The organism is Veillonella magna DSM 19857 (genome assembly GCF_000428745.1).
In the GTDB taxonomy this organism is placed as follows: Bacteria; Bacillota; Negativicutes; order Veillonellales; family Veillonellaceae; genus Veillonella_A; species Veillonella_A magna.
This window is the reverse complement of record NZ_KE386795.1, coordinates 630,928-646,987: the sequence shown is the minus strand read 5'-3', so window position 1 is coordinate 646,987 and position 16,060 is coordinate 630,928. Positions and strand designations below refer to the sequence as shown.

The window sequence follows — 16,060 nt, the reverse complement described above, 5'->3', positions numbered from 1 at the left end:
AAGGAATGAAGGCAAGTTTAACATGGATGAATGAATATGTGCCTGTAGACATGAATCGTCCTGCTCAGGAGCTGGCTGACGAATTGACACAGGCGGGAATACCCGTTGAAGAAGTAGAAACAGTCGATCCGGGATTGAAGAAAATTTTTACCGGGAAGATTACGGAAATTACAAAACACCCGGATGCAGATAAATTGCAGGTATGCCAGGTAGCCTGCCTCGACACGGACGGTACACCGATTACAAAGCAGATTATTACAGCTGCTACTAATGTACGAGTAGGACAAATTGTGCCGGTAGCGTATCATAAGTCTCGATTGGCAGACGGCACGGAAATCAAGAAGGGAAAGCTTCGCGGGTTGCCGTCGGAAGGGATGTTCTGTTCTGTAGCGGAATTGGGAATTTCCAAGGAGTTGGTAGTACCGGAAGAAGCGGAAGGTATTTACATTTTACCGGCCGATACACCGATTGGCATGGATATTCGCGATGTACTCATGATGAATGATACGGTTTACGAATTTGAATTGACACCGAACCGTGCCGATTGCTTCTCTATGGTAGGACTCAGTCGTGAGTTTGCGGTGTTGACAAATCAAAAAGCGGTATTGCCGGAGATTACGGTTGATGAAAACGGTGAAGCTATCGACGGGAAGGTACAGGTAACGATTGCAGATGGCGATTTGTGCAGCCGTTTTGCAGCGCGGCTTGTAACGGGTGTAACGGTAGCACCGTCGCCGATGTGGTTACAGAATCGTTTGCGCAATAGCGGTATACGCCCTATTAATAATGTGGTAGATGTAACCAACTACGCTATGCTTGAGCTAGGTCAACCTATGCATGCATACGATTATGCACATGTTAAGGGACACAGCTTGACAGCCCGTCGTGCCAACGAAGGGGAAGTATTAAAAACTTTGGATGGCACCGATCGCGAATTGACAACGGACATGCTTGTTATTGCCGATGAACAGCGTGCTGTAGGGGTAGCCGGTGTTATGGGTGGCTATGACAGCGAAGTGACGAACACTACGACAGATGTGCTTTTGGAAGCAGCTGTTTTCAATGGTGCATCCATTCGCCGTACAGCTCGTGCGTTAGGGATGCGCAGCGAAGCATCCGGTCGTTTCGAACGTGGTGTTAATCCGGAATACAGTATTATGGCAATTAATCGGGCTGCGCAGTTATTGCAGCAGTTGTGCCCGGATGCCAAGATAGGTAAGGGTATTGTTGACGTATATCCTAATCCGGCAGCACCGACGACGGTGACTACTACTGCGGATGCTATCAATGCGTACCTGGGTACGGACATTGATGAACAGCGTATGGTGGATATTTTGACAACCTTGTCCTTTGATGTTACCTGTGGTAACGGTTCAATGGTAATCGGTGTACCGTCTTGGCGCGGTGATGTAACGGTTATGCCGGATATTGCCGAAGAAGTAGCGCGTATTTACGGCTATGACAATATTAAGGTCACCACACCATGGGCAGCACTTAACAGTGGCGTGCTCAGCGATCGTAAGCAGATGACTAAAACTATTGCGCATACATTGGCTAATAACGGTCTCAGCGAAATGATTACCTTTAGTTTCATGCATAAGGATAGTTTGGCAAAGCTCATGATTCCGGAAGGTGATGCACGGTATAAAGCAGTACAGATTTTAAATCCGATTTCCGAAGAGTATCCGGTTATGCGCACTACTTTAGTACCTAGCATTCTTGATGCAGCTGTACGCAATCGTGCGCAGAAGAATCATGATATCTGGGCATTTGAAACGGCAGCAGTGTATGAAGAAGCAGCAGATAAAGACAGTTTGCCGACAGAACGATATATGGCAGCCGGCTTTATGACCGGTCGTGCTGATGAAGCACAATGGAGTGTGGCTGCACGTCAGACAGATTTCTATGATGTAAAGGGCGTTGTAGAAGCCGTATTGGCAGCGCTTCGCGTAGAAAATTATACATTAACTACTACGGATGAACCTTATTACCATCCGGGTGTAAGTGCGGCTTATAAGGTAGATGGTGTAACCATCGCTACTTTGGGCGAATTGCATCCACAGGTAGCTAAGAATTATGATTTGGAAGGTAAGTGCTATCTCTTTGAAATCAATATTTCTGCCTTACTTGAAACGGTACGTAGTCAATTGCAGTACACACCGATTAGTAAGTTCCCGGGCATTACCCGCGACTTGGCTATCGTAGCACCGAGGTCGGTATCGGCAGAAACGATTCAACAGATTATCGTAGCCAATGGTGGCGACAAGTTGGAAAGCGCTTATGTGTTTGACGTGTACGAAGGGGAACACATAGCCGAAGGTTTCCGTAGCTTAGCATACACCATTGGTTTCCGCTCGACGGAAGGCACCTTGACTGATGCGGATGTGGATGAACCGATTCAGGCGATTATCAATGCATTGGCCGAAAAGGATTGCAAGCTTCGTTAAGTATTAGTTAAGTATTATACATTTATATAAAAGGCGTCTTGGTGACTTAGGTGATGATTTGCCAAGACGCTTTTTTATGAACATATGCATTCATGAGAGAGTGTTTGCGAAACCTTGAGAGAATGTAACTGATAATTTTGACTATTACCGGGCTTTTTGCTACAATGAATTGAATGAGGATGAAAGCAAATACACAGGCTAAGGAGTTGATCTGCTTGTTTGGTTTTTTACAGAAACTAATCGGTAACAACAGCGCACGAGAGATTAAAAAGATGCGCTCGATTGTAGAAGAAATAAATAGTTTAGAAAAAGATATGACAGGACTTAGCGATGCGTCGCTAAAGGCAAAGACACAGGAGTTTAAAGATCGTTTGCAAAACGGTGAAACCTTGGATGATATTTTGCCTGAAGCTTTTGCGGTTGTACGTGAAGCATCGGTTCGTGTCTTGGGATTGCGTCATTATGATGTACAGCTCATCGGTGGGATTACTTTGCATCGCGGTAACATTGCAGAAATGCGTACCGGTGAAGGTAAAACGTTGGTAGCTACTTTGCCGGTATACTTGAATGCACTGACAGGCAAAGGGGTTCACGTAGTAACGGTTAATGATTATTTGGCTCGTCGTGACAGTGAATGGATGGGCAAGCTTTATAATTATTTGGGTATGTCCGTCGGTCTTATCATTGCCGGTCTTGATTATGGTCAACGTAAGCATGCATACGGCTGTGATATTACTTATGGTACAAACAACGAATTCGGTTTCGATTACCTTCGTGACAACATGGTAGTTCATGCGGAGCAGATGGTACAGCGACCGTTGAATTTTGCTATTGTCGATGAAGTTGACTCTATCCTCATCGATGAAGCGCGTACACCGCTTATCATTTCCGGTCCGGGGGAACGATCCACCGATAGGTATTACACCTTGGCGGCGATTGTCCCTAAATTGGTAAAGGATGAAGATTATACCATCGATGAAAAGCAAAAGACCATTGCGCCGACGGAAGCGGGAATCGCGAAGGTAGAAAAGATGCTTCATGTAGAGAACCTGTATGATTCTGAAAACTTGGAGCTTAACCATTTACTTATTGCTTCGTTGCGTGCGTATGCCATGATGCATCGCGATAAGGATTATGTAGTAAAAGACGGCCAGGTTGTTATTGTTGATGAATTTACAGGTCGACTTATGTTCGGTCGTCGTTACTCCGATGGTTTACATCAAGCCATCGAAGCAAAGGAAGGTCTTAAGGTAGAACGAGAAAGTCAGACATTGGCATCTATTACTTTCCAGAATTACTTCCGCATGTATGAAAAGTTGTCCGGTATGACCGGTACGGCAAAGACGGAAGAACAGGAATTTAATAATATTTACGGCTTAGAAGTATATGAAATTCCACCAAATAAACCGTTACGTCGTATCGATATGCCTGATCTTATTTTTAAAACGAAGGCAGCTAAGTACAGAGCCGTTGTACGCGATGTAGTGGCGCGTCATGCCACAGGTCAGCCGATATTGGTAGGTACTACGTCGATTACACAATCTGAAGAGCTTAGTGATATGCTCACCAAAAGCGGTGTGCCGCATAATGTGCTTAATGCTAAGCATCATGAAAAGGAAGCAGAAATCGTTAAGAATGCCGGTCAACGGGGGATGGTAACGATTGCTACCAACATGGCCGGTCGCGGTACGGATATTAGTCTCGGTGAAGGTGTTGCCGAATTGGGCGGTCTTCATATTCTCGGTACGGAACGCCATGAAAGCCGTCGTATCGATAATCAGCTCCGCGGTCGTTCCGGTCGTCAGGGAGACCCCGGTTCATCCCAATTCTTCTTGTCCTTGGAAGACGATTTGATGCGTATTTTCGGAGCCGATAATATTTCTAATATGATGGATAAGCTCGGTATGGAAGAGGATGAACCGATTGAACATTCCTTGATTACGCGTTCTATTGAACGGGCGCAGAAAAAGGTGGAAAATCATAACTTTAATATTCGTAAATATATCCTTGAATATGATGATGTTATGAACCAGCAACGTGAAGTGTTGTATGAGCAGCGCCGTAAAATTCTCGGCAATGATTCATTGCGCGACACGGTTATGGACATGGTAGATTCTATTATTACCAAAGCGATGGATCACTATGCCGATGAAAAGTTATATCCGGAAGAATGGGATTATGAAGGGTTGTTGAAACACCTTGAAATTTATTTCCTAGATCCGGGACAGATTACAGTGGCACAAATGGAAGAGTTGGGCCGCGGTGAACTGGAAGAAATGTTAATTGATTTTGCGCATAAAGAATATGAAAAACGAGAAGCTCTTATCGGTGAAGCCAACATGAGAGAACTGGAAAAAGCAGTTATGCTCAAAGTGGTAGACAGCAAGTGGATGGAGCATCTCGACTCCATGGATATGCTGCGTGAAGGGATTGGTCTGCGTGCTTACGGGCAGAAGAATCCTCTCGTGGAATATAAATTCGAAGCGTATGACATGTTTGAAAACATGATTGAAGCAATTCAGGAAGATACGGTTATGTATCTCTATCGAATTCGTATCGAATTGGCAGAAGCAGTGGAAGGTGAAGAAGAAACCAGCGATCCGCTGAAGAATGCGCAAACCCATCATGACGATGTGTTGGAGCCGCAAGATGTAGATTAGACTGAAAATGGCTCGTTGCAATCGTCGCGACGGCCATTTTCTGTTTTTATAATCGTTGTTTTACCGGTAGATACCGTAAGGTGTTTGCCAAGGAAAGAGGTGAAAAATTTGCTAGAGGATTTGAAAGGTCCCATCGAAAATCTGGAAGAGCGAATTTATGGAATGAGGGATTCACTTTAACATCGCTCAAAAGGAAGACCGTATATTTACATTAGATGTTAAGATGAGTGATCCTACCTTCTGGGATAATCCAGAAGAAGCGCGAGAAATCTCACAGGAAGCGACACAGCTAAAAGATGCTGTGGAAGGCTATAAATCGTTGGTTAACGATATTGAGGATGCTCGCTTGATGCTGGAAATGGCCATCGAAGAGGAAGATGTGTCCATGGAAAAAGAGATTGCCGATTTTGTAGAAGGCATTCATCAAGAGGTGGAAAAACGTGAAGTACTCTTGCTCCTCAGTGGTGAGTATGATAAGAATAATGCTATTCTTACATTCCATGCCGGTGCGGGCGGAACGGAGGCACAGGACTGGGCATCCATGCTTATCCGTATGTATTTGCGATGGGCAGAAAAACATGGCTTTGGCATTACTATGATGGACGAGCAGCCCGGTGATGAAGCCGGTATTAAGAGTGCCACGTTCCTTATTAAAGGAGAAAACGCATTTGGGTACTTACGTTCTGAAAAAGGAGTTCATCGATTGGTACGTATTTCACCGTTTGATGCGGCAGCCCGTCGTCATACATCTTTTGCGGCTGTAGACGTTATGCCGGAAATCGACGATACTGTGGAAATACATTTAGATATGAAGGACGTTCAGGTAGATACATATCGAGCCAGCGGTGCCGGCGGTCAGCATATTAACAAGACAGACTCCGCCGTGCGTATGACACACCGCCCGACCGGGATTGTCGTACAATGTCAAAGTGAACGTTCACAGATTCAAAACCGTGAACAGGCGTTACGTTTATTGCGTGCTAAATTATTTGAATTAGAATTGGAAAAACAGGCGGAATTAAAGGAAAAAATCGGTGGTACCTACCAAGCTATCGAGTGGGGCAGCCAGATTCGTTCCTATGTATTCCATCCGTACAACATGGTAAAGGATCATCGCACCGGTGTTGAAACCGGTAATGTGCAAGCTGTGATGGATGGTAACCTGGATGAATTTATTGAAGGATTTTTGAAAAAAGAAGCTAATCTTTCCTATTAACGGCCCGCCATTTACAGTATGCTGCTAAGGTGGCTATAAAAAGTTCGTTACATGAAGTATGGAGCGGTAGATGAAAAAATTTATTTTATTTCTGGTGATTCTCGTCGGTATTGTGTTGGGCGCTGCGCAGATGTTCCTGCCTTCCTTTGTGAGTACGCAATTGGAAAAGCAAATTAGCGAGCGCTTGGAGGCGGATACAGTATCCGTCAGAGCTGAATCGTCGCCGGCTATTAAGTTAGCCTTAGGTGATGTGGCCGTATTCCGCGGCGATGTGGAAAATGTATCTTTGGGACGACTGAATTTTGCAGATGTTCATTTCGATATTTCCAATATGAAACTGGATGTGCTGCAGCTCCTGTTGAATCGTCAAGTGGTGATTACCGATATGGGGCGCGGTGAGATTGAAGGAACCGTAACGCAGGATGATTTGCAGCGGTTTATGGAAAATTCCGTACACGGACTGACAATTTCTAATGTGGAAGTGACAGCCGGCGGAATTACGGTCAACGGCAGCATTGATATCGGCGGTATTATTTCTGGTGATGCGGAAATCAAAGGAACTCTCGAACTTGATGGTAACTCCTTGGTATTTTCACCACAGCGTTTTGCCATTAACGGTATTGGCGTCGGTGGTTTGAATACTGCTATTTTGAAACGAATTGTTATTTATGATTTTGAGAAATTCCCGATTCCGGTGGATGCAGAACGCATCGACACCTCTAACGGAGAAATTCATATTTTTGTAAAACCAAAAGCAAAGTAAGAAAGGCAGAGCAGTGAACAGAGCAATGCAACAAAAGAAATACTATTCACCGGTGCTGGTTATATGTATTATAATCGGGCTGTTGGCAGGCCTGTTTCTGGTGCATCAGCGCTATCAAATCGAACAAGCACAACATCAAATTGAAAATATTGTGGAGTATGATGGCGTGCTAAGAGCCTCCTCGTTTGAGAAACGAAGCACCGAAGACGCCTTTGCTGCCCTGCGTGATGCGGGTGTAACGGCTATGGCCATCTACGATCGCACGTTGGAAAAGGCCCATGATGCCGGTGAGATTGCCGTATATAGCGGTGAAGAAGCACGGCGTCTAACCTTGTATGGCATTGAACCGCAGGCCGGTACTACTTATGTGGGAAGCTTGCCGGGCAAAGAAGGCTACTATCGTGAAATCAAGGAGGACTTGATTCGCCGTGTAGGGCAGGATAAAGTACGGGTATTGTACAGTGACCGCGGTGAGGTGTTAGCTTTAACGCAGCCTCATCAGGCGTTGATGGAAATGAAGCTGGGTATTTCCCGCTTACAAGCACAAGCTGTAAGTAATGCAGGTTTTAATGTTATTGTACGACCTACCAATTATAAAAATGAAACTAAAGCCGATGTAGAGCATGTGTTTAACCGCATCAAAGGGATTCCGAATGTGACGGGAATGGTCTTCGTAGGCAAAGAAGCGTTGGGATATCCGAAGAATTTGGACTTAACTGAAGAATTGTTGAAGGAAAACCACATTCCGGTTATGGGAATCGAAGCGGTTAATCAATTGCAGTATGATCCGCAAGCCGGATTTGATGAGTTAGCCGCTAAGTCGGAATACAGTGTAGGACGCTTGTATACAGTTACGAAAGAGGAAATGAAAAAACTGAGTCCTACCGAAGTAGCGCAGTGGTTCTACATTAGTGATATTGAACGTAATATCCGCTTTAATCTGTATCCGATTTACGAAGAAGGTAAGAACAATGAAACAGCACTGCAGACAAGTATCGGTTATATGAAGGATGTGAAGGATAAATTAGAGGACCGCGGCTTTACCTTTGGTCGTGCCTCCGTATATCCGCCGTATACGCCGAGTCCGATTGCTTTGGCCCTTACGATGTGCGGTTCAGCGGCTCTCTTCGTATTCATGGTGAATCTCTTTATCCCTATGAAACAGCATCGCCAGTTAGTAGCAGCTTTTACCTTAATGTTATTGACGATTGTTGCTTACGTGGTAACAGGCGCGACCTTGATTACGCAGGTGTGGGCATTGTCAGCAGCAATTTGTGCACCGGTTGTCGCAATTATATTATTGATGAATTGTTGGCAGATACGAAGCCAAGGGCCCAAGGTAGGGGCTACCAGAGCTATGGCGGAAGCCGCAGTGTATGTTATTGGTGCAGCGATTTTGGCTGCTATCGGCGGTATTTACATTGCAGCTATTTTAGGGAATACGAAATTCTTTATGGAATTTGCTCTGTTCCGCGGTGTGAAATTAGTGTTTGTAGCGCCGGTTATTTTAACAGCAATTGCTTACTTACAACGCTTTCCACTGTGGAAGGGGCGTACGCTACATAATTGGTCAGAAACAAAACAGTTTATTCGGGAATTTATGACGACAGATGTGAAGCTCTATATGGTAGCTGTCTTGGCCGTATTAGGCGGTGCAGCCTGGGTGTTTGTAGGTCGCAGTGGTCATACGGCTGGCGTACCGGTACCGAGTTTTGAACTTGCCCTCAGACGGTTCCTGGAAAATACATTATATGCACGTCCTCGTGAGAAGGAATTCCTTATCGGACATCCGGCGTTGTTACTCGCCGGTTACGCTGTACTTCGGCGGTGGCCGATGGTAATTCATTTCTTGCTTACCATTGCCGGTGTTATTGGTATCGGATCTATGGTAGAAACCTTCTGCCATATTAGGACACCGGTGCTCATGTCGATTGCCCGCGGCTTAGATGGACTGTGGATGGGGCTTGTTATAGGCGTGATTGCCGTTCTTATTATTCGGTTCTTAATGTATACGACGGCATGGTATCAGCGTAGGGGGTGAGCAATGAATAGGATTGTAATCTCCGGTTATTACGGTTTCGGTAATGCCGGTGACGAGGCTATGTTGGCCGCTATTTTGGAAGCTATCCTAGAAGTTGTGCCCAATGCGGATATTACGGTAATATCCGGCAATCCTAAGGTGACGGCGGAGCGACACGGCATTAAAGCTGTTGGTCGCTTTGACGGTCTTGGCATTTTGTCGGCTATTGCTCGCTGTGATTTGTTAATCAGCGGTGGCGGCAGTCTTTTACAGGATGTAACAAGTAAACGAAGTTTATATTATTATCTCAGTATTATTACTTTGGCACAGTGGTTTGGCAAACGCATTATGTTGTATGCACAGGGAATCGGGCCTTTACGCAGTGAGCGGGCGCGAAAAACTGTGGGCCGTGTTTTAAATAAGGTAACTATGATTACTGTACGTGATGAAAAGTCGCGGCATGAATTAGAAGCAATGGGGGTTACCAAGGTACCTATTCAGGTAACGGCAGATGCGGTGCTGGCTATGCATCCGGTGGACACTACTATCGGTAAAAGACTACTGGCGCCGTATCAGTTATCCGGTGTAAAAAAGCGCATCGGTGTTTCTGTACGACAGTGGAAGCAATCGACGTCATATCGTAAAGAATTGGCTACAGCACTGGATACCTTACAAGAAACATTGGACGTAGATGTTGTCTTTATTCCTATGCAGCATCCGGCGGATACGGCAGAGGCGGAGGCTATCAGCTGTATGATGAAGTATAAACCGGTTGTTCTGAATCGCGTATACACGACTACGGAGCTTTTGGCATTAGCCGGTTCAATGGATATGCTTATTGGTGTCCGATTACATGCATTGGTCTTTGCATCGCTTATGGAAAAACCGGTAATCGGTATATCCTACGATCCAAAGATAGCCAATTTTTTACATATGATTGGAGAAGTTCCTATTGGTACACTGGATGATATTTCCGCAGATGCACTGACGACGGAAGCGACGAAGGTCTTGACGGATCGAGCCTTGCAAAACGAGGTGCGTCAACGCATTATCAGTTTACGGGAAGAGTCGCTTAAGAATGCTCACATCGCATTATCTCTTCTGTCGAAGAAAGTAGAGTAACAATAGAGTCATTCACTTATGACGATTACGTCTGAGTTTGCAATACGTAGCAATGGTTTTAAACCGATGATTGGAGGGTCTTTATGACAAAGTTAAGTGCTGAACAAAAACAATTGGTTCAGGAAAAAGCGAAGGCAATTCGCGTAAGCATTTTGAAATCGGTAACAGAGGCTAAATCGGGACATCCCGGTGGATCGCTATCCATCGCGGATGTAATGGCGCTGTTATACTATGTAGAAATGAATGTTGACCCGGCAAATCCGAAGGATCCCAAAAGAGACCGCTTCGTATTGTCGAAGGGCCATGCAGCACCGGCCCTATATGCTACCTTGGCAGAAAAAGGGTATTTTCCGAAAGAAGAGTTAATGAAGCTACGCAAGATTAATGCAATGCTTCAAGGTCATCCGGATATGAAACATACACCGGGTGTTGATATGTCTACTGGTTCCTTGGGGCAAGGTATCAGTGCTGCTTGCGGCATGGCTTTAGCCGGACGCATTGATAAGGCACCGTACCACGTGTTTTCCATCTTGGGAGATGGTGAACTCGAAGAAGGGCAGGTATGGGAAGCAGCTATGCTTGCAGGATTCTATAAGTTGAGTAATTTGACAGCTTTCGTTGACTTTAACGGTTTGCAAATCGATGGCGATATTCGAGAAGTTATGTCTCCGTTGCCGATCGGTGAAAAATTTGCCGCCTTTAATTGGAATGTAATTGAAGTGGACGGCCATGATTTGGACGCCTTACATAATGCTATCGAAGAAGCTCGTCAAGTGACAGATAAACCGACAGTGATTGTTATGCATACTGTAAAAGGTAAGGGCGTAGCTGAAATGGAAGGCCAGGCCGGTTGGCATGGTAAAGCACCGTCTCAGGAACAGTGCGATACATTTGTAGCGGAAGTTTTGGAGGTGTAAGCATGGGCAAAGCAACACGTGAAGCATATGGCGAAGCATTGGTAGAAATCGGTGCTAAAAATAATAATATTGTTGTATTAGATGCGGATTTATCTAAATCTACAAAGACGGATGGTTTTAAAAAGGCCTATCCGGATCGCTTCTTTAATGTAGGGATTGCGGAACAGAATCTTATTAGCGTGGGAGCCGGTTTGGCTGCTGCCGGTAAAGTACCGTTCGTATCTTCTTTTGCAATGTTTGCGGTAGGTCGTGCCTTTGAACAGGTGCGCAACGCTGTTTGCTATCCTAAGTTAAATGTAAAAATCTGTGCTACCCATGCAGGGATTACCGTAGGTGAAGATGGTGCTACCCATCAGAGCTTGGAGGATATTGCTTGCATGCGTGCCGTGGCTAATATGAAAGTAATCGTACCGGCCGATGCAGCAGAAACAAAAGCTGTTATTCATTGGGCTGCCGATTATGAAGGCCCCGTATATGTACGACTCGGTCGTGCCGGCGTAGCTGATGTAACGCCGGAAGGTTACATGTTCACTCCGGGTAAAGCGCAGGTATTGCGCGATGGTAAGGATGTAGCCATCATTGCTTGCGGAGCCTTAGTTGGTCCGGCCATGGAAGCAGCTGATGCGTTACATGCTAAAGGAATTGAAGCACGCGTCATCAATATGGCATCTATTAAACCGATTGACGAAGAAGCTATTGTAGCGGCTGCCAAGGAAATTGGCGCGATTGTTACTGCTGAAGAACATAATATCATCGGTGGACTAGGTGCCGCTGTAGCAGAAGTGCTGGTAAGCACGGTGCCGGTACCGATGGAACGTATCGGAGTGGCCGATACCTTTGGTGAATCCGGTACGCCGAAAGAGTTGATGGCTAAATATGGCCTAAGTGCTGACAATATTGTGGCAGCTGCCGAAAAGGTCATGAAACGCAAATAGTAAAGGAAGTTTAGAGAATGATTGAATTTAATCACGTCAATAAGGTATATGACAATGGTTCGGTTGCCTTAGAAGATGTTACAGTTCATGTGGATAAGGGCGAGTTTGTCCTTATCTGCGGAGCCAGCGGTGCGGGCAAATCAACATTCATTAAGCTGTTGTCCCACGAAGTGGTGCCGGATTCGGGCACGGTTATTGTCAATGATATCGATGTAACGCGGTTGAAGAAGAGCAAGATTCCTCATCTGCGTCGACGCATCGGCGTAGTGTTCCAGGATTTCCGTTTGTTGCCTAATAAGACGGTATTTGAAAATATTGCCTTTGCGTTGGAAGTTATCGAAGAGAAGCGCAGTGTTATTCGTCGCCGTGTAGAAGAAGTGTTGGAATTGGTAGGCTTGGCACATAAGGCCAATGATTTGCCGGAAGACCTGAGCGGTGGGGAACAACAGCGTGTGGCTATTGCCAGAGCAATTGTAAATAAGCCGTTGGTTCTCATCGCTGATGAACCGACAGGAAATCTTGATCCCAATACAAGTCGGGATATTATGGAATTGTTTAAGGCCATCAATAATTCAGGTACTACCATTGTGATGGTAACGCATGATATGCAGATGGTTCAGTATTTAGATAAGCGTGTAATTGCATTGGATGCAGGCCGCGTAGTAAGTGATCGATTGCGAGGTGCCGAATTCAATGAAGCTTAGAACTTTTGGCTATTATATTAAAGAAGCCCTAAAGTCGATGCGTCGCAATGGGCTAATGACCTTGGCGTCTATTTCGACGGTGGCACTGTCCTTGTTTATCTTGGGTGTATTTACTTGCGGGGTTATGAATTTAAATAACTTGGCCTCTAATTTAGAAAATCAAGTAGAAATCAGTGTGTATTTAAAGGATGGTCTTACAACACAACAGATTATGGGTGTGGGGAAGAAGTTAAAGGCTATGCCGGATTTAAAAAATTTGGAATGGGTGAATAAGGAAGAGGCGATGAAGCGTTTTAAGGAACGCCTCGGTGATCAAGCACAGTTGGTTGATGCTTTAAACGGCAACAATCCATTGCCTAACTCCTATATTTTGACCTTTAAAAATCCGGAAGAGGTAAAGAATGCGGCTAAGTTGGTAAGCACATTCCCGGAAGTAGAAAGTGCGCATTACGGGCAAGATGTAATCGAACAGATTTTTAAAGTGACCCAGGTGATCCGCATCGGAGGGATTGCATTAATTGTATTCCTTGCAGGGGCTACGCTCTTTATTATTTCCAACACTATTCGTCTTACTGTATTTGCACGACGCAAGGAAATTGCCATCATGAAATACGTAGGGGCTACGAATTGGTTTATTCGTTGGCCGTTCCTTATCGAAGGAATGATGCTTGGTTTTGTGGGAGCGGCGATTGCTACTGCCTGTGTATGGGAATTCTACCACTTTGTAACAGTGGAAGTAGAGCAGTCGTTAGCCTTTTTACCGCTGATTCCAATGCTCCCGTTTTTCTATAATTTGACGGGCATTCTTCTTGGACTGGGCATTGTTATCGGTGCTATCGGCAGTACGATTTCGTTAAAGCAGTATATGAAGGTGTAAAGAGGAATGGCTATGTTAAAACAAACAAAGCTTTCAAAGGCCGTAGCGGTTATGCTCTGTGCCACCTTCATCGGAGGCTTTCCGCTGACGTACGCAGAAGATGAAGACTTAACCAATCAGCTGTCCGGCGTTGAACAACAGATGAGCGAACAGGCAAATAAAAAGGCGAATGCGGAAGCAACCATCGGCAGTGTTAATGAGCAGCTACGACAGATTCAGGTAGAATTGGATGCTGCCGTTAATAAATTAAAATCCGTACAACAGCAACGGCTAGCCGTGGAAAAGGAAATTGTTAAAAATGAAAAACAATTGGCCGAAGCGCAAGCGCGTCTAAAAAAACGTGAAGGCATTTTCTCCAAGCGTGTTCGCGATATCTATATTAACGGCCGTCTCAGTTATTTGGATGTGGTTATCGGCGCCAAGGATTTCAGCGATTTTGCTAATCGTTTAGAAATGCTCAAACGTATTATTGATGCAGATTTGAAGCTTATTGCCGATATTAAAGCAGAACGAGAAACCATTGAACAGCAACGGGCTGCACTGGAAGCGAATAAACAAAAATTAGTGGCTCTTGAAAAAGAAGCACAAGAAGAACAAGCAGTTATTGAAAAGAAAAAACAGGAACGTCAGGTTGTCTTACAGCGGGCTATGAATGATAAAGCGGCAGCAGAAGAAGCCTATGCGGAATTAGCCGCAGCATCGGCTAATATTAAGGCCATGTTGCAGCAACGTGAAGCTGAACGTCGAGCAGCGGCGGCTGCAGCGGCAGCTGCTGCACAGCAGCAATCATCAGGAGGCAGCTCCGGTGGTGGCGGCGGTGGCTACGTGCAAGGCACAGGGCAACTGAGTTGGCCGGTTAACGGTGTAATTACATCGCCGTTTGGTTGGCGTACGCATCCGATTTGGGGTACCAGTATTTTACACTCCGGTATTGATATCGGTGTTGATGAAGGCACGCCGGTTCATGCGGCTGACGGCGGTGTAGTCGTATTATCCGGCTGGATTTCAGGTTACGGTTATGCGGTTATTATCGATCACGGTAATGGTATTTCTACTCTTTACGGGCATAATTCCGAATTGGCAGTCAGTGAAGGGCAGACGGTATCGAAAGGATCGGTTATTGCCTATGCCGGTAGTACCGGTAACTCGACAGGTCCGCACGTTCACTTTGAAGTTCGTCAAAATGGCGAACCGGTAGATCCGATGGGGTACTTATAATATGCATATACGAGAAGGCGGTACATTACTCGGCCTGTTGCGTCGAGCAGCACAGTACATATTTGCTGGGCTGGTAGTGATGTGGCTTACCTTTTGGTATCTTTCGGGCTCACCGTTGGGCATGGTGCGATTTTTTTACACGTACTTTGTTGCTACGCATTTTTTCATGGATCCGGTAGCAAAAGAAACATTGTTTACCGGCAGCTTAAAAGGAATGATGGAGTCCTTAGGTGAGCCACACAGTCAATATCTTGATCGAAATGATTTTGATCAGATTATGAAACAAACCTCGGCTACGTATAGCGGTGTTGGTATCGTTATGGGTATGGGGCCGGATGGTCTAGAGGTTGTATCCGCTATTGAGGAACAGCCGGCGGCTAAAGCCGGAGTTAAGACAGGTGACAGAATTACATCGATTAACGGTACGTCTACCAAATCAATGTCCTTGTCAGAAGCATCTGCCTTGGTACGCGGCGAGGCGGGGACTACTGTTGTTCTCGGTATTGCCCGCGGTCAAGAAACAATGGATATTTCTATTGTAAGAGAACAGATTACATTACCTACGGTGCGTTCTAAGATGCTTACCAACGATATTGGCTATATTCGAATTAGTCAATTTGCCGAAAAGACAGGAACGGAATTCGCAGAGGCCTATAAAGAATTACAGGGCAAAGGCATGAAAAAGTTGGTCTTGGATTTGCGTAATAATCCGGGTGGTTTGTTGACGGCAGCTCAGGAGGTAGGCAGCTATATTCTACCTAAAGGTCCTATTGTGACTATAAAAGATAGGAGCGGACATACTGAAAGTTATGATTCGGATGGTCTGGAAACACCGATTCCTTTGGTAGTACTTATCAATAAAGGATCGGCCAGTGCGTCGGAGATTATAGCCGGCGCTGTACAAGATGAAAAAGTGGGGACCATTGTGGGAACCAATAGTTATGGCAAGGGGACGGTACAAACCGTTGTTAATGCATTCGGTGATGAAGGCATTAAAATTACCATTGCCAAATACCATACGCCAAATGATCGCGTTATCGATGGAACTGGCATCGCACCGGATGTCACTGTGGAACTACCGTCTCCTGAGGGAAGAACGGGAACAAAGGGTGATTTCGTGGATGACACACAGTTGGCCAAAGCAATTGAAATTTTACAGTCACGGTAATCGGGTGGCGGTA

12 protein-coding genes are annotated in these 16,060 nt (G+C 45.3%); all 12 read left to right on the top strand.

Annotated features, from left to right (window positions below):
- Positions 1 to 5: 5 nt before the first annotated feature.
- The 12 genes from pheT (at position 6) to G344_RS0109900 (ending at position 16,047) form a co-directional block, all read left to right on the top strand.
- Positions 6 to 2,447 (top strand): phenylalanine--tRNA ligase subunit beta, encoded by a 2,442-nt coding sequence (pheT, locus tag G344_RS0109955; RefSeq protein WP_028256084.1) that lies wholly within the window; start codon positions 6 to 8, stop codon positions 2,445 to 2,447.
- A gap of 215 nt (positions 2,448 to 2,662) precedes the next feature.
- On the top strand, positions 2,663 to 5,107 hold the full coding sequence (gene secA, locus G344_RS0109950; RefSeq protein ID WP_028256083.1) for a preprotein translocase subunit SecA: 2,445 nt from the start codon (positions 2,663 to 2,665) through the stop codon (positions 5,105 to 5,107).
- A gap of 108 nt (positions 5,108 to 5,215) precedes the next feature.
- A protein-coding gene (prfB, locus tag G344_RS0109945; RefSeq protein WP_239447810.1) for a peptide chain release factor 2 occupies positions 5,216 to 6,323 on the top strand; the annotation gives its coding sequence in 2 pieces (ribosomal slippage) (positions 5,216 to 5,272 and positions 5,274 to 6,323; 1,107 coding nt in all).
- A 70-nt stretch (positions 6,324 to 6,393) separates the two neighbouring features.
- Positions 6,394 to 7,086 carry an LmeA family phospholipid-binding protein gene (locus tag G344_RS0109940; protein ID WP_028256081.1) on the top strand — a complete coding sequence of 231 codons (693 nt, stop codon included), beginning with the start codon at positions 6,394 to 6,396 and terminating at the stop codon, positions 7,084 to 7,086.
- Between the two features lie 13 nt (positions 7,087 to 7,099).
- Positions 7,100 to 9,127, top strand: a complete 2,028-nt coding sequence (locus tag G344_RS0109935; protein WP_420864502.1) for a DUF5693 family protein — start codon at positions 7,100 to 7,102, stop codon at positions 9,125 to 9,127.
- Between the two features lie 3 nt (positions 9,128 to 9,130).
- Positions 9,131 to 10,228 (top strand): polysaccharide pyruvyl transferase CsaB, encoded by a 1,098-nt coding sequence (gene csaB / locus G344_RS0109930; RefSeq protein WP_028256079.1) that lies wholly within the window; start codon positions 9,131 to 9,133, stop codon positions 10,226 to 10,228.
- 83 nt (positions 10,229 to 10,311) lie between these two features.
- The gene (locus G344_RS0109925; RefSeq protein WP_028256078.1) at positions 10,312 to 11,145 is read left to right on the top strand and encodes a transketolase; all 834 of its coding nucleotides are present in this window, start codon (positions 10,312 to 10,314) and stop codon (positions 11,143 to 11,145) included.
- Positions 11,146 to 11,147: 2 nt separating this feature from the next.
- Positions 11,148 to 12,080, top strand: coding sequence for a transketolase family protein (locus G344_RS0109920; protein WP_028256077.1), 933 nt, complete (start codon positions 11,148 to 11,150; stop codon positions 12,078 to 12,080).
- Positions 12,081 to 12,097: 17 nt separating this feature from the next.
- A complete protein-coding gene (ftsE, locus tag G344_RS0109915) occupies positions 12,098 to 12,784 on the top strand; it encodes a cell division ATP-binding protein FtsE (RefSeq protein WP_028256076.1) in 687 nt (228 codons plus the stop codon).
- Positions 12,774 to 13,661, top strand: coding sequence for a permease-like cell division protein FtsX (ftsX, locus tag G344_RS0109910; protein ID WP_028256075.1), 888 nt, complete (start codon positions 12,774 to 12,776; stop codon positions 13,659 to 13,661). The genes ftsE and ftsX overlap by 11 nt, the downstream gene beginning before the upstream one ends.
- A gap of 12 nt (positions 13,662 to 13,673) precedes the next feature.
- The gene (locus tag G344_RS0109905) at positions 13,674 to 14,879 is read left to right on the top strand and encodes a murein hydrolase activator EnvC family protein (RefSeq protein WP_028256074.1); all 1,206 of its coding nucleotides are present in this window, start codon (positions 13,674 to 13,676) and stop codon (positions 14,877 to 14,879) included.
- Position 14,880: 1 nt separating this feature from the next.
- A complete protein-coding gene (locus G344_RS0109900) occupies positions 14,881 to 16,047 on the top strand; it encodes a S41 family peptidase (RefSeq protein WP_038155322.1) in 1,167 nt (388 codons plus the stop codon).
- The last annotated feature ends 13 nt before the right edge of the window (positions 16,048 to 16,060 follow it).